The following is a 23,121-nucleotide window of genomic DNA, read 5'->3' as shown; positions in this document are numbered from 1 at the left end:
GGCATGGATTCCAGGGTCTTCGCGACGGAGCTTCGCTCCTTGCTCCGCCATAGAATGACGAGGTTGGGGCGGCTTCAGCCAATCTCCAGCGTTTCCCGCACCAAGACAAACGGCAACCTTTCAAAGTCCCTGTGTCGGGGAACTAGCCGAACGCGGAACTTATCTCATCAGCCTTGATGAGGCCCACGTTCCCGTGCGCAATTGCCGCCAAAATGCCAAGACTCCTTGACCCGTCGCCCGCGGACCAATAGCGGGTTTAGGGAGACGATCAGCAAGAGGTGGCCATGAACGTTCTTCTTCTCGGCTCGGGCGGCCGCGAACACGCGCTCGCCTGGAAGATGTCCGCCTCGCCGCTGCTGACGAAGCTCTACGCCTCGCCCGGCAATCCGGGCATCGGCCGCGTCGCCGAACAGGTGAAGCTGGACGTCGCCGACCATTCCACTGTGGCCGCCTTCTGCCAGGAGAAGAAGATCGACCTCGTCGTCGTCGGCCCGGAAGGTCCGCTGGTGGCCGGCATCGCCGACGATCTGCGCGCCTGGGGCATCCGCGTCTTCGGCCCCTCCAGGGCGGCGGCGCGGCTCGAGGGCTCGAAGGGCTTCACCAAGGATCTTTGCGCCAAGTTCAACATCCCGACCGCCGCCTATGGCCGCTTCAGCGACCTCGCCTCGGCGAAGGCCTATGTCGGGAAGACAGGCGCGCCGATCGTCATCAAGGCCGACGGGCTTGCCGCCGGCAAGGGCGTCACCATCGCCATGACGCAGGACGAGGCGAACGCCGCGCTCGAAGCCTGCTTCGACGGCGCCTTCGGCGCGGCCGGCGCCGAGGTCGTGGTCGAGGAATATCTGACCGGCGAGGAGGCAAGCTTCTTCTGCCTGTGCGACGGCGCCACCGCGCTCCCCTTCGGCACCGCGCAGGACCACAAGCGCGTCGGTGACGGCGATACCGGGCCGAACACCGGCGGCATGGGTGCCTATTCGCCGGCGCCGGTGATGACGCCGGAAATGACCGAGCGCACCATGCGCGAGATCATCGAGCCCACCATGCGCGGCATGGCCAACATCGGCGCGCCTTTCGCCGGCATCCTCTTCGCTGGCCTGATGATCACCGACCAGGGCCCCAAGCTGATCGAATATAACACCCGCTTCGGCGATCCCGAATGCCAGGTGCTGATGATGCGGCTAAAGGACGATTTGCTCGTCCTGCTCAACGCCGCCGTCGACGGCCAGCTCGCGCATATGTCGGTCCGCTGGAGCGACGAGACGGCGTTGACCGTGGTGATGGCGGCCAGGGGTTATCCCGGCACGCCGGAAAAGGGCTCCGTCATCCGCGGTCTCGACAAGGCGGAAGGCGAGGGCGTCCAGGTCTTCCATGCCGGCACCGCCATCAATGGCGGTGCGCTGGTCGCCAATGGCGGCCGCGTGCTCAACGTCACCGCGCTCGGCAAGACCGTCGGCGAGGCGCAGGCAAAGGCGTATGCGGCGATCGACCAGATCGACTGGCCACAAGGCTTTTACCGCCACGACATCGGCTGGCGCGCCGTCGAGCGCGAGAAGGCCGGGGCCTAATTCCGGGATTCAGGCGGCCGCGCTCTTGCGCCGGCCTCGTGCCCAGGCCGGCAGCCAGTCGCCATGCGCGGCAAGCAGGTCGTCCACCAAGGACCAGATCTGATCGAGGTCGAGCTCGGCCGCCGTATGAGGGTCCATCATCGCCGCGTGGTAGATGTGCTCGCGGTTCTCGCTCATCAGCGCCCGCACCGTCAGCTCCTGCACATTGATGTTGGTGCGGATCAGCGCCGTCAGCTGCGGCGGCAATTCGCCGATGTAAGTGGGCTGGATGCCGGAGGCATCGACCAGGCACGGCACTTCCGCCGCGCAGTCGAAAGGCAGCGAGGTGATGCAGCCATTGTTGCGCACATTGCCGTAGATCACCGACGGTTCGCCGGTCCAGACCGAATTCATGATCGAGGAAGCGTATTCCCTGGATTGCTCGACCTCGATCCGGTCGGCCGAGCGGTAGGCCTCCGCCTCGCCCTTCCAGCGCTCGATCTGCTCGATGCAGCGTTTCGGATATTCGTCGAGCGGGATGCCGTATTTCTCGATCAGGTCGCCGCGTCCGTCCTTGATGAAATAGGGCGTGTATTCGGCGAAATGCTCCGAGCTTTCGGTAACGAAATAGCCGAGCCGGGTCAGCATCTCGTAGCGCACCTTGTTCGGGCAGCGCGGGTTCCAGCCGGGTTTTGGCGCACGACCCTCGCGGTAGGCGCGCACAAGGTCGGGATAAAGGTCGCGGTAGGTGCCGTCCGGCTGGCGATGCTCGAACTTGAGATAAAACGCCATGTGGTTGATGCCGGCCGAGCGGTAGCGGATCTCCTCATAGGGAAGGTCGAGATCGTGCGCCAGTTCCATCGCCGTGCCCTGCACCGAGTGGCAGAGCCCGACCTGCTTGATCGTGGGATATTTCTCGGCGATCGCCCAGGTGTTGATCGCCATCGGGTTGACATATTGCAGCATGATCGCTTCCGGGCAGACCGCGAGCATGTCCTCGCAGATATTCCATAGATGCGGCACGGTCCTAAGGCCCCGCATGATGCCGCCGACGCCGAGCGTGTCGGCGATCGTCTGGCGCAAGCCGTATTTCTTCGGCACCTCGAAATCGGTGACGGTGCAGGGCTCGTAGCCGCCGATCTGGAAGGCGACGACGACGAAGTCGGCGCCCTTCAGCGCCTTGCGCTGGTCGGAATAGGTCTCGGCCTTCGCCTTGACGCCGAGCGTCGCGATCAGCTTGTTGACGACGACGGCGCTTTCTTCCAGCCGCTGCGGGTTGATGTCCATCAATGCGATGGTGGCGCCCGACAGCGCTGGCCGCTGCAGCACGTCGCCGACGATGTTCTTCATGAACACCGTCGAGCCGGCGCCGATGAACGTGATCCTGGGATTCTTTGCCACTGTAAAAACCTCCGGCACTTCTAAGCCACGTCGAAAGCGGCCCTGACGAGCCGTTCGGTGTAGGCGGTCTTGGGATTGGAAAGGACCTCGTCGACGGGCCCCTGCTCGACGATCTTGCCGTGTTGCATGACGATGACGCGGTGGCAGAGCGCCCGCACCACCTTGAGGTCGTGCGAGATGAACAGATAGCTCAGGCCGCGCTCGTCCTGCAGCTTGCGCAACAGGTCGATGATCTGCGCCTGCACCGAAAGGTCGAGCGCCGAAGTCGGCTCGTCGAGCAGGATGAATTCGGGCTCCAGCGCGATGGCGCGCGCGATCGCGATGCGCTGTCGCTGGCCGCCGGAGAACTCGTGCGGGAAGCGCGACAGGATGTTACCGGGCATGCCGGCGCTGACCAGCGCCTCGCGCACCCGCTCGTTCCGCTCGCGCCGCGTCGCGCCCAGCCTGTTGACGACCAGGCCTTCCTCGATGATCTGGCCGATCGTCATGCGCGGGTTGAGCGAGGAGAAGGGATCCTGGAAGACGACCTGCATGCGCGAGCGCAGCGGCCGCATCTCGGTGCGCGAGAAGTTCTGGATCGGCTGGCCGTCGAAGCGGATCTCGCCGCGCTTGGCGTCGGCCAGCCTGATCAGCGCCTGGCCGAAGCTGGTCTTGCCGGAGCCGGATTCGCCGACCAGTCCCAGCGTCTCGTGACGGCAAAGCTTCAGGTCGAGATCGTCGACCGCGACCAGCTCGCGCCAGTCCGGCTTGAGGAACGAGCCGTGGCGCAGCATGAAGCAGACGCGCACGCCGTTCGCCTCGAGGATGGTGCCGCTGCCCTCCGGCAGCGGCTGCGGGCGGCCGCGCGGTTCGGAGGCAAGCAGCCGCTGCGTGTAAGGGTGCCGCGGGTCGGCGAACAGCCGCTCGGTGACGTTGTGCTCGCGCATTTCGCCATGCTGCATGACATAGACGTAGTCGGAGAACTTGCGCACCACGGTGAGATCATGGGTGATCAGGATCACCGCCATCCGCAGTTCCTTCTGCAGGTTACGGATCAGGTTCAGGATCTGCGCCTGCACCGTGACGTCGAGCGCCGTGGTCGGCTCGTCGGCGATCAGCACGTCGGGCTCGTTGGCCAAGGCCATGGCGATCATCACCCGCTGCCGCTGACCGCCCGACAGCTGGTGCGGATATTGCTTCAGCCGCGCCTCCGGCTCGGGGATCTGGACATGCCGTAGCAGCTCGAGCGCGCGCGCCCAGGCTTGTCTGCGGCCGACTTTGCGATGCACCCGGATCGCCTCGACGATCTGGCTGCCGACCGTATAGATCGGGTTGAGCGAGCTCATCGGCTCCTGGAAGATCATCGAGATGCGGTTGCCGCGCAGCTTGCGCCGGGCGCTTTCGGGGAATTTCAGGATGTTCTGCCCGAGATATTCGACGCTCGATCGCGGCGAGACGGTTGCCCGCCTGGACAGCAGCCCCATGACGGTGCGCGCCGTCACCGACTTGCCGGAGCCGGATTCGCCCACGATCGCGATAGTCTCGCCGCGATAGATCTGGAAGGAGACGTCCTTGACCGCCTCGACGGTGCCGTGCTCGACCTTGAACGCGACCTCGATGTTGCGGGCGTCGATGACGGGTTGGTCATGGCGTCCGCCATGGTCGAGCCGGACGGCCGGCGCGAGGGAGTCTGCGAGCGCGATCGTCGTCATCCGGCCACCTCAATAAGGATCGACGGCATCGCGCAGGCCGTCGCCCAGCGCGTTGAAGGCAAAGACGGTGATCAGCACGAAGCCGACCGGCGACAGGATCCAGGGATAGGTGCCGATGACCGAATAGGTCGCCGTGTCCTGCAGCATCAGGCCCCAGGAGATCAGCGGCGGCTTCACCGCGAAACCGAGGAAGCCAAGGAAGGATTCGAGCAGCACCACCGTCGGGATCGCCAGCGTCACGGCGACGATCACATGGCTCATCACATTGGGGAAGATGTGCTGCATGATGATGCGCCGGTCGGTGGCGCCGACCGCCATGGCGGCGCGCACATAGTCGATCCGCGCCAGCGCCAGCGTCTTGCCGCGCACCTCGCGCGACATCTGCGCCCAGCCCAGCGCCGACATGACGACGATGACGAAGGCGAGGAAAACATTGGTCGGCGCGGTGACCGGGATCAGCGTCGTCAGCGCCAGATAAAGCGGCAATTGCGGGAAGGCGAGCACAAGTTCGACGAAGCGCTGCATCCAGACATCGAACTTGCCGCCGAAATAGCCGGAGATCATGCCGACGCTGGTGCCGATGACCGTGATGATGAAGACCACCGTCAGCGCGATCATCAGCGACACGCGCGAGCCGTATATGGCGCGCGACAGCACATCGCGGCCGAACTTGTCGGTGCCGAGGAAATGCACCGGCTGGCCGTCCATCGAGGCGAAGAAATGCCGGCTCGCCGGGACGAGACCGAGAAGCTTGTAGGGCGCGCCTTCGACGAAGAAGCCGAGCAGCCTTGGATGGTCGTAGTCGGGGCCGACGATCGGCTGGAAGGTGACCGGATCGAGATCGGCTGAATCGGCCAGCGCATAGACCCGCGGCCGCGCGACGAAATTGCCGTCCTTGTCGTGGAAGGCGGGCAGTTGCGGCGGCGCGAAGGCGACGTCGGTCGCCTTGGGGTCCATCGGCGCCAGGAATTCGGCGAACACCGCCATGACAAGCAAGAGCGCGACCAGGCAAAGCCCGGCCATGCCGGTCCACGAACGCTTCAGCCGGCGCCAGACAAGCGCGATGTAGCTCTCATTGCCATGCGCGGCTTCGACCACCGGGACGCTTTCGGCCGGCAAGGGCGTAAGGGATGGGGGCGGGGATAAGGGATCGCGGGCCAGCATCTAGCGCTCCCCGAACTGGCGGATGCGCGGGTCGAGCAGGACCAGCAGCATGTCGGCGATGATGTTGCCGACGATCAGCGTCGCCGAGAGCACCATCATGAAGGTCGCGGTGACATAGACGTCGCCGACCGCCATCGAGCCGACGATCGCCGGGCCGACAGTGGGCAGCGCGAAGATGATTGCCGTCTCGATCTCGCCGGTGAGCATATAGGGCAGCACCACGCCTTGATACATCACCAGCGGATGCAGCGCGTTGGGCACAGCGTGCCGCATGACGACGGCGCCGCCGGTCAGGCCCTTGGCCTTGGCCGTCTCGACATATTGCGCGTTGAGCGTGTCGAGCAGATTGCCACGCATGACGCGCATATTGTAGGCGAGGCCGCCGAAGGTCGCGATGGCCACAACCGGCCAGACATGTTTGATGAGGTCGACGAACTTCGCCCACGACCAGGGCGCGCCGCCATATTGCGGCGAGAAGAACGAGCCGATCTCGGAGACGTTGAACTGGAAGACCAAGAGATAGACGATGATCAGCGCCATCAGGAAGCGCGGCACCGTCATGCCGAGGAACGAGATCGCCGAAAGTGTCGAATCGATCCAGGAATACTGCCGCGTCGCCGCCCATATGCCGAAGCTGATGCCGAGCACCGAGGCGAGCAGATGGCAGACCAGCGCCAGAAGCAAGGTGCGCGGCAGGCGCTCGCCCACCACATCGGCCACGGGCTTGTTGTAGTAGAGGCTGTAGCCAAAATCGCCGCGGGTGACGATGCCGCCGATCCAGTTGAGATACTGGACGGGCAGCGGCTTATCGAGGCCATGCTCGACGCGGTAGGCCTGGGCTTGCGCTTCAGCCTCGGCGTAGGAAGCGCCGCCCTGGTTGATCAGCTGCGAGCGGATGTAATCCGCATAGTCGCCGGGCGGCGCCTGGATGATGGCGAAGGTGACGAGGCTCAAAATGGCGAGGACGGGAAGCGCCGACGCTATGCGCATAAGCAGGAATCGCAGCATGGGCGGTCAGCTTCCTTTCTGGCGGTCGCTCCCTGAGGTGCGTTCGGAGGTTTCGTTGTCCGGCCGCGCCGCGGCGCGGCCGGACATCTTTTCGTCAGGGGAGGTAAACCTTACATCGGACCCTTGTCACCCGGCTTGCCGGGAAGCTCCTCCGGATACAATTCGTGCTTCGCCTGCTTGTCGGCGGCGACGAAGACACGTTCGCGGACGATCGAATCCTCGGCCCAGTTGAACATGTAGATCGGCGTGCCTTGCGGGATGTTGGAGAAGCGCTTGTTGATGATGAGCGCGCCCGGATACTCCGTCAGCCCGACATTGTAGACATGCTCGGTCGATATCTTCTGGAACTTTCGCATCAGGTCGGCACGCTGGTCGTTGTCCTGCGTCGTCACGAACTTGTTGACGATGTCCACGAGGTCCTTCTCGAAGGGCATCAGGTCGACCTCGCCGCTTTCCGGTGCGCGGTGATTCCAGCTGGTCTTCGGGCCGACGGGAGCAAGTTGCTCGGTGTTCTGCACCACCGAGGTCAGCTCGGTCTCGTTGCGCCGGATCAGCCAGTCGAAACGGCCGGAATATTGGATGGCGTCGCGCTGCGTTCCGTTGACCCCGTTGAGCACGACCCTCAGCCCGAGCTTTTCCATCTGCGCGACCACGCCTTCGGCAAGGCTCTTGTCGGTGGTGTAGTCGTTGTTGACCAGCATCACGATCTCGACGTTCTTGCCGCCGGCGGTGCCGGCCGGGAAGTTCACGATGCCGTCGCCGTCGGTGTCCTTCAGCCCGGCCTTGGCAAGCTCGGCCTTGGCGCCTTTGAGATCGAACGGATAGTAGACCGTCGACTTGCGGTCATAGAAGCTGGTGCCCGACGAGAAGCCGCCCGGATAGATGGCGGTGAACGGACCCTTGACCAGCGAGTCGCCCAGCGCCTTGCGGTCGAGCGCCATGGTCACCGCCTTGCGGAAGTCCTCGTTGCGGTTCAATTCACGCACCGCCTGGCCGCGTTCGTCCGGGTTGCCCCAGCCATTGGCGGAGAAATTCATGCGCAGATTGTAGCCGATGAGGCGCGGGCCGAAGGCAAGCCGGGCCGGCGCGTTCGAGTCGGCCGCGCGCTTCAGCGAGGCGACGAAATTCTCGGGCTGCTCAAGGTTCGAGAAGTCGCCCGAGCCCGCCACCGCCTGGACGTCGCGGTCGGCCCAGGTCGACAGCTTGTATTGCAGCTCGTTGAGATAGGGCAGCTGGTTGCCCTTTTCGTCGACCTTCCAATAGTAGGGGTTGCGCCGCAAGACGATGATATCGTCCGGCCGGTATTCGACCGGCACCCAGGCGCCCATCACCGGCATGTTCATATAGTCCGGCGGGAAGGCGTTCTTGAACTGATCGTAGGTGTTCTTCGAATATTTCGGATGCTGCGGCTTCAGGATATGCGAAGGGCCGGGACAGAAGGTGCCGTAAGCCATCGCATAGAGATATTGCCGCGGGAACGCCTCCTTGAAGGTCCACTCGACGGTGTAGTCGTCGACCTTCTTCAGCGTCGTGCCGACACCGAAGGTTTCGGGCGTGGCGCCGTTGAGCGGCGAGACGTTGGGATCGACGACTTCGTCATCCCAGTAGAACATGACGTCGTCGGCGTTGAACGGCGCGCCGTCGGACCATTTGGCGCCTTCGATCAGATGCATGGTGAGCTTGTGGCCGTCGCTCGACCAGTCCCAGCTCTTGGCGAGGTTCGGCAGCGGCTCGGTATCCTTGGCCTCGACCTGGAACAGCGGCGCCGTGCGCGTCAGGCATTCGGACAGGCCGATATCGATGCCGCCCCAGCCTTGCGTCTGGCCGGCGCCGTAGTTCCAGCCTTCCGGCCTGCCGCCGATGACGTGGCGCATCGTGTCGCCATAGACGCCGATGCCGTCGGGCATGTTGCCGGTCTTGAAGACCAGCGGCTCCTTGGGCAGCCTGTCCTTGACCGGCGGCAGCTTGCCGGTCTTGACGTATTTCTCCGTCACCCAGTCCGGCTCGTGATATTCGGGCAGCGCCTTGAACTCCAGGATGGAGTCGCGCGCCACATAGTGGATCTTGCCTTCGGCCGGGAATGTCGCCGGCTGCGGCGGCACTGTCGGTTCGGACGCGAAAGCGTTGAGTGCGTGGACTGAAACGCTGAGCATCAGCCCGGCGGCGATGCCAATTCTATGCAGGTTCCTCATAGTCTCCTCCCAGATGTGGATGTCTGCTGTTGCCCGCCTTTTGTTCGGGACGGCTCATTCCGACGGGACCTGCCTCCTGCAGGCCCGGCTGCTTGTCCCAGTCTCAGCCGGCCTGTTTCAGCGCCGCCTTTTCGGCGCGCAATTCCTCGATCGAGCGCACGCTGCGCCGCGCCGCGCCCGCCCATTCACGCGTCTTGACCTTGGATTTCGAAAGCCGCTCCTTTGCCGCCGGAACGGCATGCGCGTATTGCGGCAGCCATTGAGCCTGCGCGACGACCATCTCGTCCACCATCTGCCAGACCTCTTCCGGCGTCGACACGGCTCCCACCAGCGGATCGTGCAGCACGGCGAGCTTCAACAGGTCGATGTCGCCGGCGATCGCGGCATGCACCGACATGCGCTGGACGTTGATCGAAGCCATACAGGTGGCGGCGCAGGCTTCCGGCAAGGTGATGCCGGCGGCCATGTTGATGCCGAACCGGTCGACGAAGCCGGGCGATTCGATGATGGCGTCCTGCGGCAGGTTGGTGATCACGCCGTTGTTCTTGACGTTGAAATGGCCGCGATAGACGCGGTTGGTCTCGAGCGCCTCGAGGATGTGGCTGGCGTGTTCGTTCGAGCGTTTTGCCGGGTCGATCGGTTTCGAGGCCGCTTCGAGGAATTGCGGATATTCCGTCTCGAACCAGTTGCGGGTTTCGGTCGAATAGCGCAGGTAGCCGCCCGTCTCGCCATGGATCCAGTCGGACATGTCGATCCAGCGCGCGATCTCGTCGGGACGCTTGCGATACCAGGGCAGATATTCCGACAGATGGCCGTTGCTTTCAGTCGAATAGACCCCAAAACGCTTCAGCACGTCGATGCGAAGCTTTTCCTGCTTCGAATAGACCGGATGTGCCTCGAAGGCGGAGATCAATTCGTCCCTGCCGATCGGCCGGCCGTTCAGCCTGAGCTCGACGAACCAGGTCTGGTGGTTGATGCCGGAACAGACATAGTCGAGCTCCTTGGGCGACTTCGCGCCGAGCACCTGGGCGATCTGCTCGGCGCCATGCTGAACGCCGTGGCAGAGGCCGACCGTGTCGACCTTGCCGTATTCGATCGCGGCCCAGGTGTTCATCGCCATCGGGTTGGCGTAGTTGAGGAACTTGGCACCGGTGGCGGCGACCTCCCTTATATCCTTGCAGAAGTCGAGGATCACCGGAATGTTGCGCTGGCCGTAGAGAATGCCGCCGGCGCAGATCGTGTCGCCGACGCATTGGTCGATACCGTATTTCAGCGGGATGCGGATGTCGTCGGCATAGGCTTCGAGCCCGCCGACGCGCACGCAACTGATGATATAGCGCGCGCCCTCCAGCGCCTTGCGGCGGTTGGTGGTCGCCGTCACCCTGGTCGGCAACTTGTTCGCCTCGACGATCCTGTCGAGGATCGCCTTGATCATCGCCAGATTGTGCTCGCTGACATCGGTCAGCGCGAATTCGATGTCCTTGAACTCCGGCACGCACAGAATGTCGGTGAACAGCTTCTTGGTGAATCCGACACTGCCGGCGCCGATAATAGCGATTTTGAAACTCATCACCTTCACCTCGATCCAATCGAATGCTAGGCAAGGAGCAAAGGAGAGAACATGGCCGCGCGCAGCAGCGCGCATGCCACCCAAAGCCGGAAATCCGGCTCTTTCTCCTCCCGCCCGCTCCTCGACCGCGGGTCTTTCGCGTTCTTGAGAGCCGGATTATGCGCTTATTCGCCGACGGGGCCAGAGAAGGATTATGCTTTCGAGGGTAATTTTGTGCTGCGGGACCTGATCGCCAACGGAAAGCTGATGCGGACGATCTCGCTGCCGCGCGGCCGCCAGCGCCTGCATGCCATGCCGACCAGCACGGGCTATGAACTGCGCGAGGACGAGGCATATGACTGGGACGGCAGGAAACGCGGCCAGACCCCGTTCACCGTGCTCCAGCATACGATCAGCGGCACCGGTCAATTGCGCTACGAGAGCCGCAATTACCGCCTGCAGGCGAACGACACGCTGCTGGTTCTGGTGCCGCACAACCATCGCTACTGGTTGGCCAAGGGCGACCGCTGGGAATATTTCTGGATCTCGATGAATGGCGAGGAGGCGCTGCGCATCCACAAGTCCATCCTCAGCGTCTCGGGCCCGGTGCTGCGGCTGCAGCCGGCCACCATCGATCACCTTGCCGATTGCAGCCTGCGGCTGATCAAGGGCGCCGCTTCGCCAGGCGCGGCCTCGGCGATCGCCTATGAGGCGGCAATGGCGCTTTATGACGATGTCTTCGGCTCGCACGCCTTCGCCGAGAAGCAAAGCGCCATGCAGCCGGTCATCGACCACATCAACGCCAATCTCGATAAGCCGCTGCCGGTGGCGGAGCTGGTCCAGATCAGTGGCTTGAGCCGCGCCCATTTCTCGCGCTGCTTCGCTGAGAGCGAAGGATTGCCGCCGGCCGAATTCGTGCTGCAGCAGCGTCTGCAGCGGGCGGCGAAACTCCTGACCAAGGCCGATTTCCTGCCGGTCAAGGAAGTCGCGGTGCTGTGCGGCTTCGAGGATGCAAACTATTTCTCCAAGGTCTTTCGCCGCTGTTACGGCATCAATCCGACGCAGTTTCGCACCACCGGCATGTATGCCAGCCTGGGCAACCATCGTTGATGTTCCTCGGCTCCTGGAAGAAGTCGGCTCTTGGAAGAAGTCAGCGCTTGGCGCTGTCGAGCGCCGTCGAGGCGGTGCTGACCGGATCGGCGGCAGCGGCGAAAGCCGCGTCGATCTGCTCGGGCGTGCGCTGTCCCGAGCGCTTCCAGGCGACATATTGCGCGATGCCGAAGCCGGCGCGCCGCGGCACCGTCTTCACCACCGGCATGCGGAATCCGTCGCGGAATGTTTCCCAGCGCGCGCCGAGCACCGCCACCATCTCCTCGAAGGTCGGCGGCGCCGCCACGTCGGCATAGGTGATCGTCACTTTGCCTGCGAGCGCCGCTTCGCGCGAGAGCGGCACCGGGATCGAGGCGAGGTAGTCGGCCGGCACGTCGAGCAGGCCGCCGAAGGCCCATTGCCGGCGCAGCTCGTCGGCGCTCATCGGTGCGACGCTGACGTCGATGTCGTTGGGCGTGCCGGGCACGCGGTAGGGGCAACGGAAGCGGCCGCAATTGGTGTGCGCCGAGAATTGCCAGAGCGCATAGCCCTGCCAGTTGCCCATCGGGAAATGCACGTCGATGTCAGGCTTGTAGCGCGCATACCAGAGCGGCAGCCGCGACAGGAGCCGATATTGGTAGCGGTTGTCGGCGATATACTGGGCGGTCTTGCCGTTGACATAGAGCACCGGGAAGCGGCCGAGGCGGCGATGCACCTGGCGCACGAATTCTTCCGCGTCCTCCAGCGACATCCATTGCGTTGCATCGATGCCTTCGATGTCGAGGGCCATCAGCTCGTCGGGCTCCGGCTCGGCGAAATCGATGAAGTTATTGGCCTGCTCGACCGGGTTGCCGGGCCGCGCCAGGTGATAGGCGCCCCATTTCAGGCCGAGCGCCTTGGCCACTACCTTGCGCGTCTGGAACAATTCGCGCGTCACCGCATAGCGCTTCCACTGCGCCTTGCAGAGTTTGACGTCGGCTTCGGCGCCGAAGCAGAAATAGGGCGGCGGCAATCCGTCGGAGGCCTTGTTGATGAAGCCGGTGATACGCTTGTCGGTGACGAGCTGCTGCCAGTCGATCGAATTGTATTCGTAGGCGTCGATCACCAGCGGGCGGTCGGCATTCTTCCACGGCTCGGAGAAATCCGAGGCCTTTGCCGCCGTGCCCAGCGCAATCGCCGCCGCGAGAAGCGCCAGGCGGCGAAGAGGGCGCGCCGGCTTTTTCAATCAGGGTGTCCCCACTGACCAGGGAACGATCCTGAACCGCCATGGTTAAGGAAGTGCTTTCAAAAACGCGAAGGCTCTCAGCGCCTGAGGAGCGACGGAACCTCGAATGGATCGGGCGCCGGCTCCTGCGGCAGCGTGCCTTCGGTTTTGCGCTTCTTGTGATGCGCGAGAGAGCATTGCGGCGAGCACAACAGGCCGCGATCGGTCCAGTAGGCGGGGCCTTCCTCGACCATGCCGTGATAGTAGTGGAAGCCCGGCGCCCGGTAGGGCAGCTCGCACTCGATGCAGCGATAGGCGTCGGGTCTGGCAAGCATAGGATGTCGGGTTCACTTTGCGCTGCAATCGGCGGATCATACCAGCCGGATGTAGCTCATCTTAGAAGCTTTGAGTGGTAATTGCAGCCCTGAGATTGCCATGACCTTCGCGATCTCGTCATTCTATGGCGGAGCAAGGAGCGAAGCGACGCGCGCAGACCATAGAATCCATTCCGTGACGTTGAGGCGCTTCTAGCGGTGCAGAATTCTGCTCCGCTGAGCCCTTCGCGCGAGGTCACGGAATGGATCCTCGGGTCTGCGCGTCCGCTGCGCTCCCGCCCCGCCCGTGGATGACGAAGTTCGGGCGCTTCGGCTAATCTCCAAAGTTGGCGATCTGCTTCATTTGGGACAAAGCGTTGCCACCCTTCGTGATTGGTCGAAACGCTCGTCAGGTCGTCATTCTATGGCGGAGCAAGGAGCGGAGCGACGCGCGCAGACCATAGAATTCCGTTACGTTGAGGCGCTTTTACGGTCCAGAATTCTACTCTGCTGCATCCGGCAGCCAAGGTCAGGATCCTCGGCTCTACGCGTCCGCTTCGCTCCCGCTTCGCCCGTGATGACGAAGTCTCGCAAAATCCACGTGACAAAAGTTGACGTTTACGTAAAAAGAAGGCGTAAGGCCGGTCCAAAGGTGGAGGGCTTCGCTTCGGCCATGCGCCTACGCTCGGCCGGAATGGGAGGAGCAGACATGTATCGCGCGCCGGTCGAGGACATAGCCTTCACGCTGAAGCAGGTGGCGGGGCTGAAGCCGGCGCTTGACGCCGGCATTTTCGGCGATCTCGGCGAGGACCTTGTCGACGCTATCCTGGCCGAGGCGGGCCGCTTCGCCAGCGAGGAGGTCGCTCCACTCTACAAGATCGGCGACGAACATGGTGCTGTGCTGAAGGACGCTGCCGTAAACATGCCGCCCGGCTGGAAGGAACTCTACCGGCGCTGGATCGAGGCCGGCTGGAACGCGCTGTCCGGTCCTGAGGAATTCGGCGGGCAGGGCCTGCCGACCATGCTCTGCGTCGCTGCGCTCGAAATGTGGAACTCCGCCGCCATGGCCTTTGGCATCGGCCCGACGCTGACCATGGGCGCGGTCGAGGCGCTCGACAAACACGCATCGGAGGAACTCAAGTCCAAATACCTCGCAAAACTCGTCTCCGGCGAGTGGATGGGCACGATGAATCTTACCGAGCCGCAGGCGGGCTCGGACCTCGCGGCCTTGCGCAGCCGCGCCGAGCCGGTCGGCGACGGCACCTACCGCATCTTCGGCCAAAAAATCTTCATCACCTATGGCGAGCACGATTTCACCGACAACATCGTGCATATGGTGCTGGCCAGATTGCCCGACGCGCCGGCCGGCACGCGCGGCATCTCGCTGTTTTTGGTGCCGAAGTTTTTTGTCAACGACGACGGTTCGCTCGGCGACCGCAACGACGTCTTCTGTTCCGGCCTCGAGCACAAGCTCGGCATCCATGCGTCGCCGACCTGCACCATGATCTATGGCGACGGTTTTCAAGGCGCCACACCCGGCGCCATCGGTTGGCTGATCGGCGAGGAGAACAAGGGGCTGGCCTGCATGTTCACCATGATGAACAACGCCCGCCTCGCCGTCGGCATGCAGGGCGTGGCGGTGGCCGAGGCCGCCACCCAGAAGGCGATCGCCTATGCCAATGAGCGCCGCCAGGGCAAGGCTTCCGCCTATTCGGGCTCAGGCATGGCGCCGATCATCCATCACCCGGACGTGCAGCGCAATCTGCTCACCATGAAGGCGCTGACCCAGATCGCCCGCTCGATCGCCTATTCCTGCGCGCATGCCATCGACCGCGCGCGTGTCGGCGAGGGCGATGCAGCGGCAAACTGGCGCGACCGCGCCAACCTGCTGACGCCGCTCGCTAAAGCCTTCTCGACCGATATCGGCGTCGAAGTCGCCTCGCTCGGCGTCCAGGTCCATGGCGGCATGGGCTTCATTGAGGAGACAGGTGCCGCAGCGCTTTATCGCGACGCGCGCATCGCGCCGATCTATGAAGGCACCAACGGCATCCAGGCGATCGATCTTGTGGCGCGAAAGCTGCCGCTCGGCGGTGGCGAGCATGTGCATTCCTATATCGGCGAGTTGAAAGCGGTGGCCGATGCGGTGCGCACCTCCAACATTGAGGGTTTCGGCCGCACTGCCGACAATCTCGACCGTGCGCTTGCCGATCTCGATGAGGCGACGCGCTTCCTGCAGAGGCAGCTTGCCGACGGCAAGGCCGACGCCGCGATGGCCGGCGCCACGCCCTATCTGCGCCTGATCTCGCTCGCCGCCGGCGGCGCCTATCTGGCGCAAGGCGGGCTGGCCGACCGCGGCCGCGTCGCACTTTGCCGCTTTTTCGCCGAAAACCTGCTCGGCGAGACGCGCGCCCTGAAGGAGCGTGTCGTCGACGGCGCCGAGAGCCTCGTCGCCGCCGGCAAGCAACTGATTTCCGCTTGACGTTCACAAGGAAAAATCGTGACAGACCACATCCTCGTCGAGCGCCAGGGCGCCGTGCAGATCATCCGCATCAACCGCCCGGACAAGAAGAACGCGCTGACGCGCGCCATGTATGCGAAAATGTCGGCGGCGCTCGCCGAAGGTGATGCCGATCCGGCGGTCCGCGTCCATGTCTTCCTCGGCGTTCCAGGCGCCTTTTCCGCCGGCAACGACCTAGCCGATTTCCTGGTCATCGCCACCGGCGGCGAGGGTGGCAACGAGGTCTGGGATTTCCTGATGGCGTTGGCCAGGACCGAAAAGCCGATGGTGTCGGGCGTCGACGGCATCGCCGTGGGCATCGGCACCACGCTCAACCTGCATTGCGACTTGACCTTTGCGACTCCGCGAACGCTCTTTCGCACGCCCTTCGTCGATCTCGGCCTGGTGCCGGAAGCCGGCTCCAGCCTGATCGCGCCGCGGCTGCTTGGCCGGCAGGGCGCCTTCGCGCTGCTCGGCCTCGGCGAAGGCTTTTCGGCCGAGCGCGCCAAGGCCGCCGGTATGATCTACGATGTCGTCGCGGAAGGCTCCCTCGAAAGCGCGGTGTTGGCCGCCGCCAACGACATCGCGGCCAAGCCGCCGCAGGCGCTGAAGATCGCGCGCGACCTGATGCGCGAGCCGCGCGAGGAATTGACCGCCCGCATCGAGGTCGAAAGCCAACATTTCCGCGAGCGGCTCAAGTCGGACGAGGCGCGCGCGGCGCTGACTGCGTTCATGACGCGCAAGAAGGGCTGAGCCCTTCGCCTGCGGTACCGTTCAGGGATAAAGCCGCGTCTTGTCCCAGCCGGCGGCGTTGCGCGAGAAAAGCATGCGGTCGTGCAGGCGGAACGGCCTGTCATGCCAGAACTCGATCGTCTGCGGCAGGATGCGGAAACCCGACCAATGTTTCGGGCGCGGGATCTCGCCGATGGCGTAGCGCGCCGTGTATTCGGCCACCGCCTTCTCCAGTGCGAACCGGCTTTCCAGCGGCCGCGACTGTTTCGAGGCCCAGGCGCCGATGCGGCTGCCGCGCGGACGTGTCGCGTAATAGGCGTCGGCCTCGGCGTCGCTGACGATCTCCACCGGCCCGCGTATACGCACCTGGCGGCGCAGCGATTTCCAGTGGAAGCACATCGCCGCCTTCATGCTGCCAAGAATCTCGCGGCCCTTGGCGCTCTCGAAATTCGTGTAGAAGACAAATCCCTTTTCGTCGAACCCCTTGAGCAGCACCATTCGCACATCCGGCATGCCGTCGGCGTCGACGGTTGCCAGCGCTACGCCGTTGGGATCGTTGGGCTCGCTTTTGGTGGCATCCTCCAGCCATGCGGCAAAGAGCCTGAACGGCTCCGCGGCCTCGGTGAAGTCACTGCTTGTTAACTCAGTTTCGTTCATAGTTTTCCGAATTTTTACCGTTGCGGGAGGAGTTGGCCGATTGTCGCGTATCGCGCAAGCTTTTGACAGCAGGCAATGGGGCGTTATCGCTTCTGCCAGCGTCAAGGCTGTGGTCGTGACGTTGGCGCTATCGCTTGCCGCTTGCGGTGCCGGCGGCTTCAGCCTCGAAAAGGCCGACGTCGACCGCTCGATCATCACCTCCAGCGCGCCGTCTTCGCCGGCTGCCCCGGCGGCCGACAAGGACTCCGATCAGACCACCATCGGCAACGCGGTTTCCTCCGCCGACGTGAAGGAGCTTGGCGGCCAAGCGCTGCCATGGGCCAATGCCGGAACCGGGTCCCGCGGCGCGATCACCGAACTGGTGGAACTGAAGGATGGCGGCCTGACCTGCCGCCGCTTCAGCGCCACGCGCGAGAGCTTCGACGGTGTCGCACTCTACAAGGGCAAGCTGTGCCTGGCCGAAGCCGGCGGCTGGCGCATGCAGGAATTCAAGGCGCTCTGATTGTCCGGCACTCTGATTTTCGGGTGCCAATTGCCCTTGCGCCACTGGAATTTCTTCCTATGCGAGCGCATATAGGGGGCGACTACAAATCCGTTCTCTCTTGCAGGCAGGAAGCATGCGCGACCCCTATGAGGTGCTGGGCGTTGCCAAGAACGCATCGGCCAAGGACATAAAATCGGCTTACCGCAAGCTCGCCAAGAAATATCATCCGGACCAGAATCCGAATGATCCGAAGGCGAAGGACCGTTTTGCCGCCGCCAACCAGGCTTACGAGATCGTCGGCGACGAGAAGACACGCGCCGCCTACGATCGCGGCGAGATCGACGCCGACGGCAAGCCTAAATTCCAGGGCTTTGAAGGCGCGGCCGGCGGCGATCCGTTCGCCGGATTCCGTCGTCAGCAAGGCCCCGGCGGCGCGCATTTCGAATTTCGCACCGGGCGCCCGGGCGGCGATCCGTTCGACGGCAACAGCGACATCTTCAGCCAGATTTTTGGCGATGCCTTCTCCGGCGCCCGCGGCGCCGGCCGGGCCGACCGCCGTCAGCCGGTCCAGGCCGCGGACCTCAACGTCACCATGGATATCAGTATCGAGGAGGCAGCCACCGCCGATAAGGTGACGGCGATGTTCCCCGACGGCCGCAAGGTGGCGGTCAAGCTGCCGGCCTATGTCGAGGATGGCCAGACGATCCGCTTGAAGGGCCAGGGCGAGCAGGGTCCAGGCCAGCCTGGCGATGCGCTGGTCAAGATCCACATCCGCCGCCATTCGCGCTACCGCATCGAAGGCCGCGACCTGCATGTCGATCTTCCCGTCGATCTGGCCGATGCGGTGCTCGGCGCCAAAGTGGCGGTCGAGACGCCGACCGGTAAGCTCGCGGTCAACGTGCCCGCATGGTCGAGCTCGGACAAGGTGCTGCGCCTCAAGGGCAGGGGCCTGCCGGAGAAGGCAGGCGGCCATGGCGATCTCTATGCCCACGTACGGCTGATGCTGCCGGAAGGCGGCGATGCGGAACTCGAGGCCCTGATGCGCCGCCAAAAAGGCTGATTGAGGGAATTTTGTTCCTGTTACAGTGTCCTTTGGGCGCTTGAAGGGGCTTTGTGCCTGTGCGATAGGGCTCTCCACAAAGCAGATATTCTTGCGGAGAGCTTGCACATGGCGGGTGGACAGGGCCTGATGGCCGGTAAGCGGGGCCTGATCCTCGGCGTCGCGAACAATCGGTCGATCGCTTTCGGCATCGCCAAGGCTTGCGCCGACCATGGCGCCGAGATCGCGCTGACCTATCAGGGCGAAGCCTTCAAGAAGCGCGTCGAGCCGCTGGCGGCCGAGCTCAACGCGCATGTCGCGGGCCATTGCGATGTCACCGACCCGGAAAGCCTCGACGCGGTCTTCGCCGACATCGCCAAGCACTGGGGCAAGCTCGACTTCCTCGTTCACGCCATCGCCTTCTCCGATAAGGATGAGCTCACCGGCCGTTATGTCGAGACAACGCGCGACAATTTCCTGCGCACCATGGACATTTCGGTCTATTCCTTCACCACCATCGCCAAGCGCGCCGAGCCGCTGATGACCGATGGCGGCTCGCTTCTGACGCTGACCTATTACGGCGCGGAGAAGGTGATGCCGCATTACAACGTCATGGGCGTCGCCAAGGCGGCGCTGGAGGCCAGCGTGCGCTATCTCGCCGTCGACCTCGGCGCCAAGAAGATCCGCGTCAACGCAATCTCGGCCGGTCCGATCAAGACGCTGGCCGCCTCCGGCATCGGCGACTTCCGCTACATCCTGAAGTGGAACGAATACAATTCGCCGCTCAAGCAGACGGTAACCCAGGAAGAGGTCGGCGATTCCGGCGTCTATTTCCTGTCGGACCTGTCGCGCGGCGTCACCGGCGAGGTGCACCACGTCGATTCCGGCTATCATGTCGTCGGCATGAAGGCGGTGGACGCGCCGGACATCTCGACCGTCAAGGACTGATCCTTACCTCGCCTATCCTTCGTCCCAGGCCCTGGCCCGACCTTGGAAGACCTGATGTATCCGCTCGTCTACATCGTCCGCCACGGCCAGACCGAGTGGAATGCCGAGCACCGCCTGCAGGGTCAGGCCGACACCGACATCAACGCGCTCGGCCGCAAACAGGCGACACAGAACGGCCTGCGGCTGGCGGAACTCATCAGAAATCCTGCGGATTTCGACTTTGTCGCCAGCCCGATGCGGCGCACGCGCGAGACGATGGAGCTGATGCGCGAAGCTATGGGGCTCGATCCCTCCGCCTACCGCACCGATCCGCGTCTGGTGGAGATAAGTTTCGGCGACTGGCAGGGCTTCACCTTCGCCGAGCTCGAACAACGCGCCCCCGGTTCAACCGATGGCCGCCGCCACGCCAAATGGGATTTCCAGCCGCCGGGCGAGGGCGCCGAAAGCTACGAAATGCTGCTTGAGCGGATCAAGCCGTGGCTGGACGCGCTGCGCCAGCCGACCGCCTGCGTCACCCATGGCGGCGTCATGCGCTGCTTCTTCCGCTTGGTCACCGGCATTTCCAAGCAGGAGGCCGCCAGCCTCGAAATCCCCCAGGACCGCCTGCTGCGGCTGGAGGGCCGGAGCTTGGAGTGGATTTGAAGGCACTCCGCTTCGTCATTCCAGGGCGAAGCAGGAGCGAAGCGACGCGCGCAGACCCTAGAATGACGAAACACGGACGCTCCAGCCTCTAACTCGAAAGATTAATTCTGGTCGCTGTCGGGCAACTGCATATCGGTCACGACATTCTCGCCATTGGCCACGTCATAGGCAATGACGATGTCCATGCCGGGCTTCAGCGAGTCGATATCGGTCTCGGCATTGAGCTTGTAGGCCTTGCCGTCGTCGAGCGTCAGCGTCAGCGTGTCCTTGTCGACCTTCTTGATCAGGCCTTCGGTTTGGCCGGCGAACGCGGCGGCGGTGGAAATCAGCAACATGGCGCAGGCCGCGCCAATCAGGGTACGCATCGTCGTCCTCTTTAGGTCATTGCGCCGGCTTGTCAGCGGCGGGTCCTCAACGGCGGATGGGAAAAGAGCAGAAACCAACCGAATGTGTCAAAACTAAATCCGCCACATCACAGTTTGATGCAGCCGTTTGACCACTGTGGAAAACGCCAATAGAAGGCAGCCTTAACCGGGTTCCCTCACCGGGGCAGGGCGTATTCTCATGTCTCACAACACATTCGGCCATCTCTTCCGCGTCACCACCTGGGGTGAAAGCCATGGCGCCGCGCTCGGCTGCGTTGTCGACGGCTGCCCGCCCGGCATCCGCTTCAAGCGCGAGGATATCCAGGCCGAGCTCGACCGCCGCCGCCCCGGGCAGTCGCGCTTCGTCACCCAGCGCCGCGAGCCGGACGAGGTCAAGATCCTGTCCGGCTTCATCCTCGACGAGGACGACGAGACGATGATCACCACCGGCACACCGGTGTCGATGCTGATCGAGAATGTCGACCAGCGCTCCAAGGACTATGGCGAGATCGCCCGCCAGTACCGGCCGGGCCATGCCGACTACACCTACGACGTCAAATACGGGCTGCGCGACCACCGCGGCGGCGGCCGCTCCTCGGCGCGCGAGACGGCAGCGCGGGTCGCCGCGGGCGCCCTGGCGCGCAGGATAGTGCCTGGCATGACGGTACGCGGCGCGCTGGTGTCGATGGGCGAAAAATCCATCGACCGCGCCAACTGGAACTGGAATTTCGTCGGCGACGCCGAGAACCCGTTCTTCACCCCGGATCCGGCCTCGGTCCCGGTCTTCACCGCTTATCTCGACGGCATCCGCAAAGCCGGCTCCTCGGTCGGCGCAGTGATCGAGATCGTCGCCGACGGCGTGCCGGCCGGCCTCGGCGCGCCGATCTATGCCAAGCTCGACCAGGACATCGCGTCGGGCCTGATGTCGATCAACGCCGTCAAGGGCGTCGAGATCGGCAATGGTTTCGAGGCGGCCCGCATCACCGGCGAACAGAATGCCGACGAGATGCGCATGGGCAATGACGGCAAGCCGGTGTTCCTGTCCAACAATGCCGGCGGCATACTGGGCGGCATCTCGACCGGCCAGGCGATCGTCGCCCGCTTCGCCGTCAAGCCGACCTCGTCGATCCTGACCCCGCGCCAGTCGATCGACAAGGACGGCAAGAATGTCGAGGTGATGACCAAGGGTCGCCACGATCCGTGTGTCGGCATCCGCGCAGTGCCGATCGGCGAAGCCATGGTTGCCTGCGCGATCGCAGATCATTATCTGCGGCACAGAGGACAAACAGGGAGAGAGGGGAGTAGGGAGTAGGGGAGTATGTTACGGCCCCGCCGCCGAGTTTTTTCCTTCCCTACTCCCTTATTCCCCTACTCCCGCGAGCGAAGCGAGCGCCGATGCCTTACGACCAGAAGAAGATCGTCGAAGCGATCCGTGCCTTCGAGCGCGGCGAAATCGTCGTCGTCATGGACGATGACGGGCGCGAGAACGAGGGCGACCTGATCGTCGCCGCCGTCCACTGCACGCCGGAGAAGATGGCCTTCATCGTGCGCAACACCTCCGGCATCGTCTGCACGCCGATGCTGCGCGAGGACGCGAGGCGGCTGAACCTCGCGCCGATGGTGGCGGACAATGATTCCGCGCACACCACCGCTTTCACCGTCAGCGTCGATTTCAAGCATGGCACGACAACAGGCATTTCCGCCGACGACCGCACGCTCACCGTGCGCAACCTTGCCAATGGCAATGTCGGCCCGTCGGATTTCGTGCGCCCCGGCCACATCTTCCCGCTGATCGCGCGCGAAGGCGGCGTCTTGATGCGCTCCGGCCATACGGAAGCCGCGGTCGATCTCTGCAAGCTCGCCGGCCTGCCGCCGGTCGGCGTCATCTCGGAACTGGTCAATGACGACGGCACGGTCAAGCGCGGGCCGCAAGTGCAGGCCTTCGCCGAGGAGCATGGGCTGAAGCAGGTCTCGGTCGCCGACCTCATCGCCTACCGCCAGCGCAAGGAAACGCTGGTAGAGCGCGTCGCCTGCTCCGACATCGACACGCCCGGCGGCAAGGCGCAGGCCTTCACCTACACGCTGCCCTGGGATTCCATGCACCATCTCGCGGTCGTCTTCGGCGATATCCGCGATGGCGAAGAGGTGCCGGTACGGCTGCATTCCGAAGATGTCGTCACCGACGTCTTCGGCACCAGCCACCGGCTCGACGGCATCATGAAGGCGATGGGCGAGCGCAGGCGCGGCGTCATCGTCTACCTGCGTGAAGGCTCGGTCGGTGTCGCTCATCAGGAGCGCAAGCGGCCCGCGAGCGGCGAGCGCGAGGACCATGAGGAAGCCCGCCGCCGCGAGAACGAATGGCGCGAGATCGGCCTCGGCGCCCAGATCCTCAAGGACCTGGGCATCTCCTCGATCAACCTGATCGCCTCGCGCGAGCGCCACTATGTCGGCCTCGAAGGATTTGGGATTCACATCGCGAAGACCGAGATTCTGTAGTCTGTCGGAGGGTTGACGAACCGGAGGTCTGGCGGCAGCGCCCGCAGGCGTTGCTGATTGGCCGGCGCCTCTGCGACGGAGGCGATTGGCTGAAGCCTCCGCGAC

The 23,121-nt window shown here is 64.0% G+C and carries 20 protein-coding genes; 10 read left to right on the top strand and 10 right to left on the bottom strand.

The genetic code is table 11. The features are described 5' to 3' along the window. The first annotated feature begins 284 nt into the window (after positions 1-284). A complete protein-coding gene (gene purD / locus FJ980_RS21140; protein WP_140545719.1) occupies positions 285-1,565 on the top strand; it encodes a phosphoribosylamine--glycine ligase in 1,281 nt (426 codons plus the stop codon). 9 nt (positions 1,566-1,574) lie between these two features. Here the strand turns inward: purD and FJ980_RS21135 are convergent, their stop codons facing one another. The 6 genes from FJ980_RS21135 to FJ980_RS21110 form a co-directional block, all read right to left on the bottom strand. Further along, positions 1,575-2,945 carry an alpha-glucosidase/alpha-galactosidase gene (locus FJ980_RS21135; RefSeq protein ID WP_140545718.1) on the bottom strand — a complete coding sequence of 457 codons (1,371 nt, stop codon included), beginning with the start codon at positions 2,943-2,945 and terminating at the stop codon, positions 1,575-1,577. A gap of 20 nt (positions 2,946-2,965) precedes the next feature. Beyond that, on the bottom strand, positions 2,966-4,636 hold the full coding sequence (locus FJ980_RS21130; RefSeq protein ID WP_140545717.1) for an ABC transporter ATP-binding protein: 1,671 nt from the start codon (positions 4,634-4,636) through the stop codon (positions 2,966-2,968). A gap of 9 nt (positions 4,637-4,645) precedes the next feature. After that, the gene (locus tag FJ980_RS21125; protein WP_140545716.1) at positions 4,646-5,800 is read right to left on the bottom strand and encodes an ABC transporter permease; all 1,155 of its coding nucleotides are present in this window, start codon (positions 5,798-5,800) and stop codon (positions 4,646-4,648) included. Beyond that, on the bottom strand, positions 5,801-6,808 hold the full coding sequence (locus FJ980_RS21120; RefSeq protein ID WP_140545715.1) for an ABC transporter permease: 1,008 nt from the start codon (positions 6,806-6,808) through the stop codon (positions 5,801-5,803). A 110-nt stretch (positions 6,809-6,918) separates the two neighbouring features. Continuing rightward, the gene (locus FJ980_RS21115; RefSeq protein WP_140545714.1) at positions 6,919-9,000 is read right to left on the bottom strand and encodes an ABC transporter substrate-binding protein; all 2,082 of its coding nucleotides are present in this window, start codon (positions 8,998-9,000) and stop codon (positions 6,919-6,921) included. A 103-nt stretch (positions 9,001-9,103) separates the two neighbouring features. Further along, positions 9,104-10,570 (bottom strand): alpha-glucosidase/alpha-galactosidase, encoded by a 1,467-nt coding sequence (locus tag FJ980_RS21110; protein WP_140545713.1) that lies wholly within the window; start codon positions 10,568-10,570, stop codon positions 9,104-9,106. A 51-nt stretch (positions 10,571-10,621) separates the two neighbouring features. Between FJ980_RS21110 and FJ980_RS21105 the strand changes: the two genes are divergently transcribed. Further along, entirely contained in the window at positions 10,622-11,659 is a 1,038-nt protein-coding gene (locus tag FJ980_RS21105) for an AraC family transcriptional regulator (protein ID WP_348640663.1), read from the top strand. A gap of 40 nt (positions 11,660-11,699) precedes the next feature. Here the strand turns inward: FJ980_RS21105 and FJ980_RS21100 are convergent, their stop codons facing one another. Further along, complete coding sequence (locus FJ980_RS21100) at positions 11,700-12,863, bottom strand: glycoside hydrolase family 25 protein (RefSeq protein WP_140545712.1); 1,164 nt, start codon at positions 12,861-12,863, stop codon at positions 11,700-11,702. Between the two features lie 77 nt (positions 12,864-12,940). Further along, positions 12,941-13,177, bottom strand: a complete 237-nt coding sequence (locus FJ980_RS21095; protein ID WP_140545711.1) for a hypothetical protein — start codon at positions 13,175-13,177, stop codon at positions 12,941-12,943. A gap of 688 nt (positions 13,178-13,865) precedes the next feature. Between FJ980_RS21095 and FJ980_RS21090 the strand changes: the two genes are divergently transcribed. Beyond that, positions 13,866-15,635 (top strand): acyl-CoA dehydrogenase, encoded by a 1,770-nt coding sequence (locus FJ980_RS21090; protein ID WP_140545710.1) that lies wholly within the window; start codon positions 13,866-13,868, stop codon positions 15,633-15,635. Between the two features lie 18 nt (positions 15,636-15,653). Then, positions 15,654-16,406, top strand: a complete 753-nt coding sequence (locus FJ980_RS21085; protein WP_140545709.1) for a crotonase/enoyl-CoA hydratase family protein — start codon at positions 15,654-15,656, stop codon at positions 16,404-16,406. 21 nt (positions 16,407-16,427) lie between these two features. Here FJ980_RS21085 and pdxH read toward each other — a convergent pair whose 3' ends face one another. Then, positions 16,428-17,054: a pyridoxamine 5'-phosphate oxidase gene (gene pdxH, locus FJ980_RS21080; protein WP_281406336.1), complete on the bottom strand. Its 627-nt coding sequence runs from the start codon at positions 17,052-17,054 to the stop codon at positions 16,428-16,430. A gap of 28 nt (positions 17,055-17,082) precedes the next feature. Between pdxH and FJ980_RS21075 the strand changes: the two genes are divergently transcribed. From FJ980_RS21075 to FJ980_RS21060, 4 genes are all read left to right on the top strand, one after another. Then, positions 17,083-17,544 (top strand): RT0821/Lpp0805 family surface protein, encoded by a 462-nt coding sequence (locus FJ980_RS21075; RefSeq protein ID WP_140545707.1) that lies wholly within the window; start codon positions 17,083-17,085, stop codon positions 17,542-17,544. Positions 17,545-17,659: 115 nt separating this feature from the next. Then, on the top strand, positions 17,660-18,586 hold the full coding sequence (locus FJ980_RS21070) for a J domain-containing protein (RefSeq protein ID WP_140545706.1): 927 nt from the start codon (positions 17,660-17,662) through the stop codon (positions 18,584-18,586). A 108-nt stretch (positions 18,587-18,694) separates the two neighbouring features. Further along, entirely contained in the window at positions 18,695-19,513 is an 819-nt protein-coding gene (gene fabI / locus FJ980_RS21065; RefSeq protein WP_140545705.1) for an enoyl-ACP reductase FabI, read from the top strand. A gap of 54 nt (positions 19,514-19,567) precedes the next feature. Next, positions 19,568-20,155, top strand: a complete 588-nt coding sequence (locus FJ980_RS21060; protein WP_140545704.1) for a histidine phosphatase family protein — start codon at positions 19,568-19,570, stop codon at positions 20,153-20,155. A 101-nt stretch (positions 20,156-20,256) separates the two neighbouring features. Here the strand turns inward: FJ980_RS21060 and FJ980_RS21055 are convergent, their stop codons facing one another. Beyond that, positions 20,257-20,520 (bottom strand): DUF1344 domain-containing protein, encoded by a 264-nt coding sequence (locus tag FJ980_RS21055; protein ID WP_140545703.1) that lies wholly within the window; start codon positions 20,518-20,520, stop codon positions 20,257-20,259. Positions 20,521-20,719: 199 nt separating this feature from the next. Between FJ980_RS21055 and aroC the strand changes: the two genes are divergently transcribed. Together aroC and ribB are read left to right on the top strand one after the other, a co-directional pair. After that, complete coding sequence (gene aroC / locus FJ980_RS21050; protein ID WP_140545702.1) at positions 20,720-21,832, top strand: chorismate synthase; 1,113 nt, start codon at positions 20,720-20,722, stop codon at positions 21,830-21,832. An 83-nt stretch (positions 21,833-21,915) separates the two neighbouring features. Further along, positions 21,916-23,016 (top strand): 3,4-dihydroxy-2-butanone-4-phosphate synthase, encoded by a 1,101-nt coding sequence (gene ribB, locus FJ980_RS21045; RefSeq protein ID WP_140545701.1) that lies wholly within the window; start codon positions 21,916-21,918, stop codon positions 23,014-23,016. Positions 23,017-23,121: the final 105 nt, after the last annotated feature.

Source organism: Mesorhizobium sp. B1-1-5 (assembly GCF_006443065.1).
Taxonomy (GTDB): domain Bacteria; phylum Pseudomonadota; class Alphaproteobacteria; order Rhizobiales; family Rhizobiaceae; genus Mesorhizobium.
Note: the sequence above shows the minus strand (reverse complement) of the source record. Positions and strands in the feature narration are given on the sequence as shown.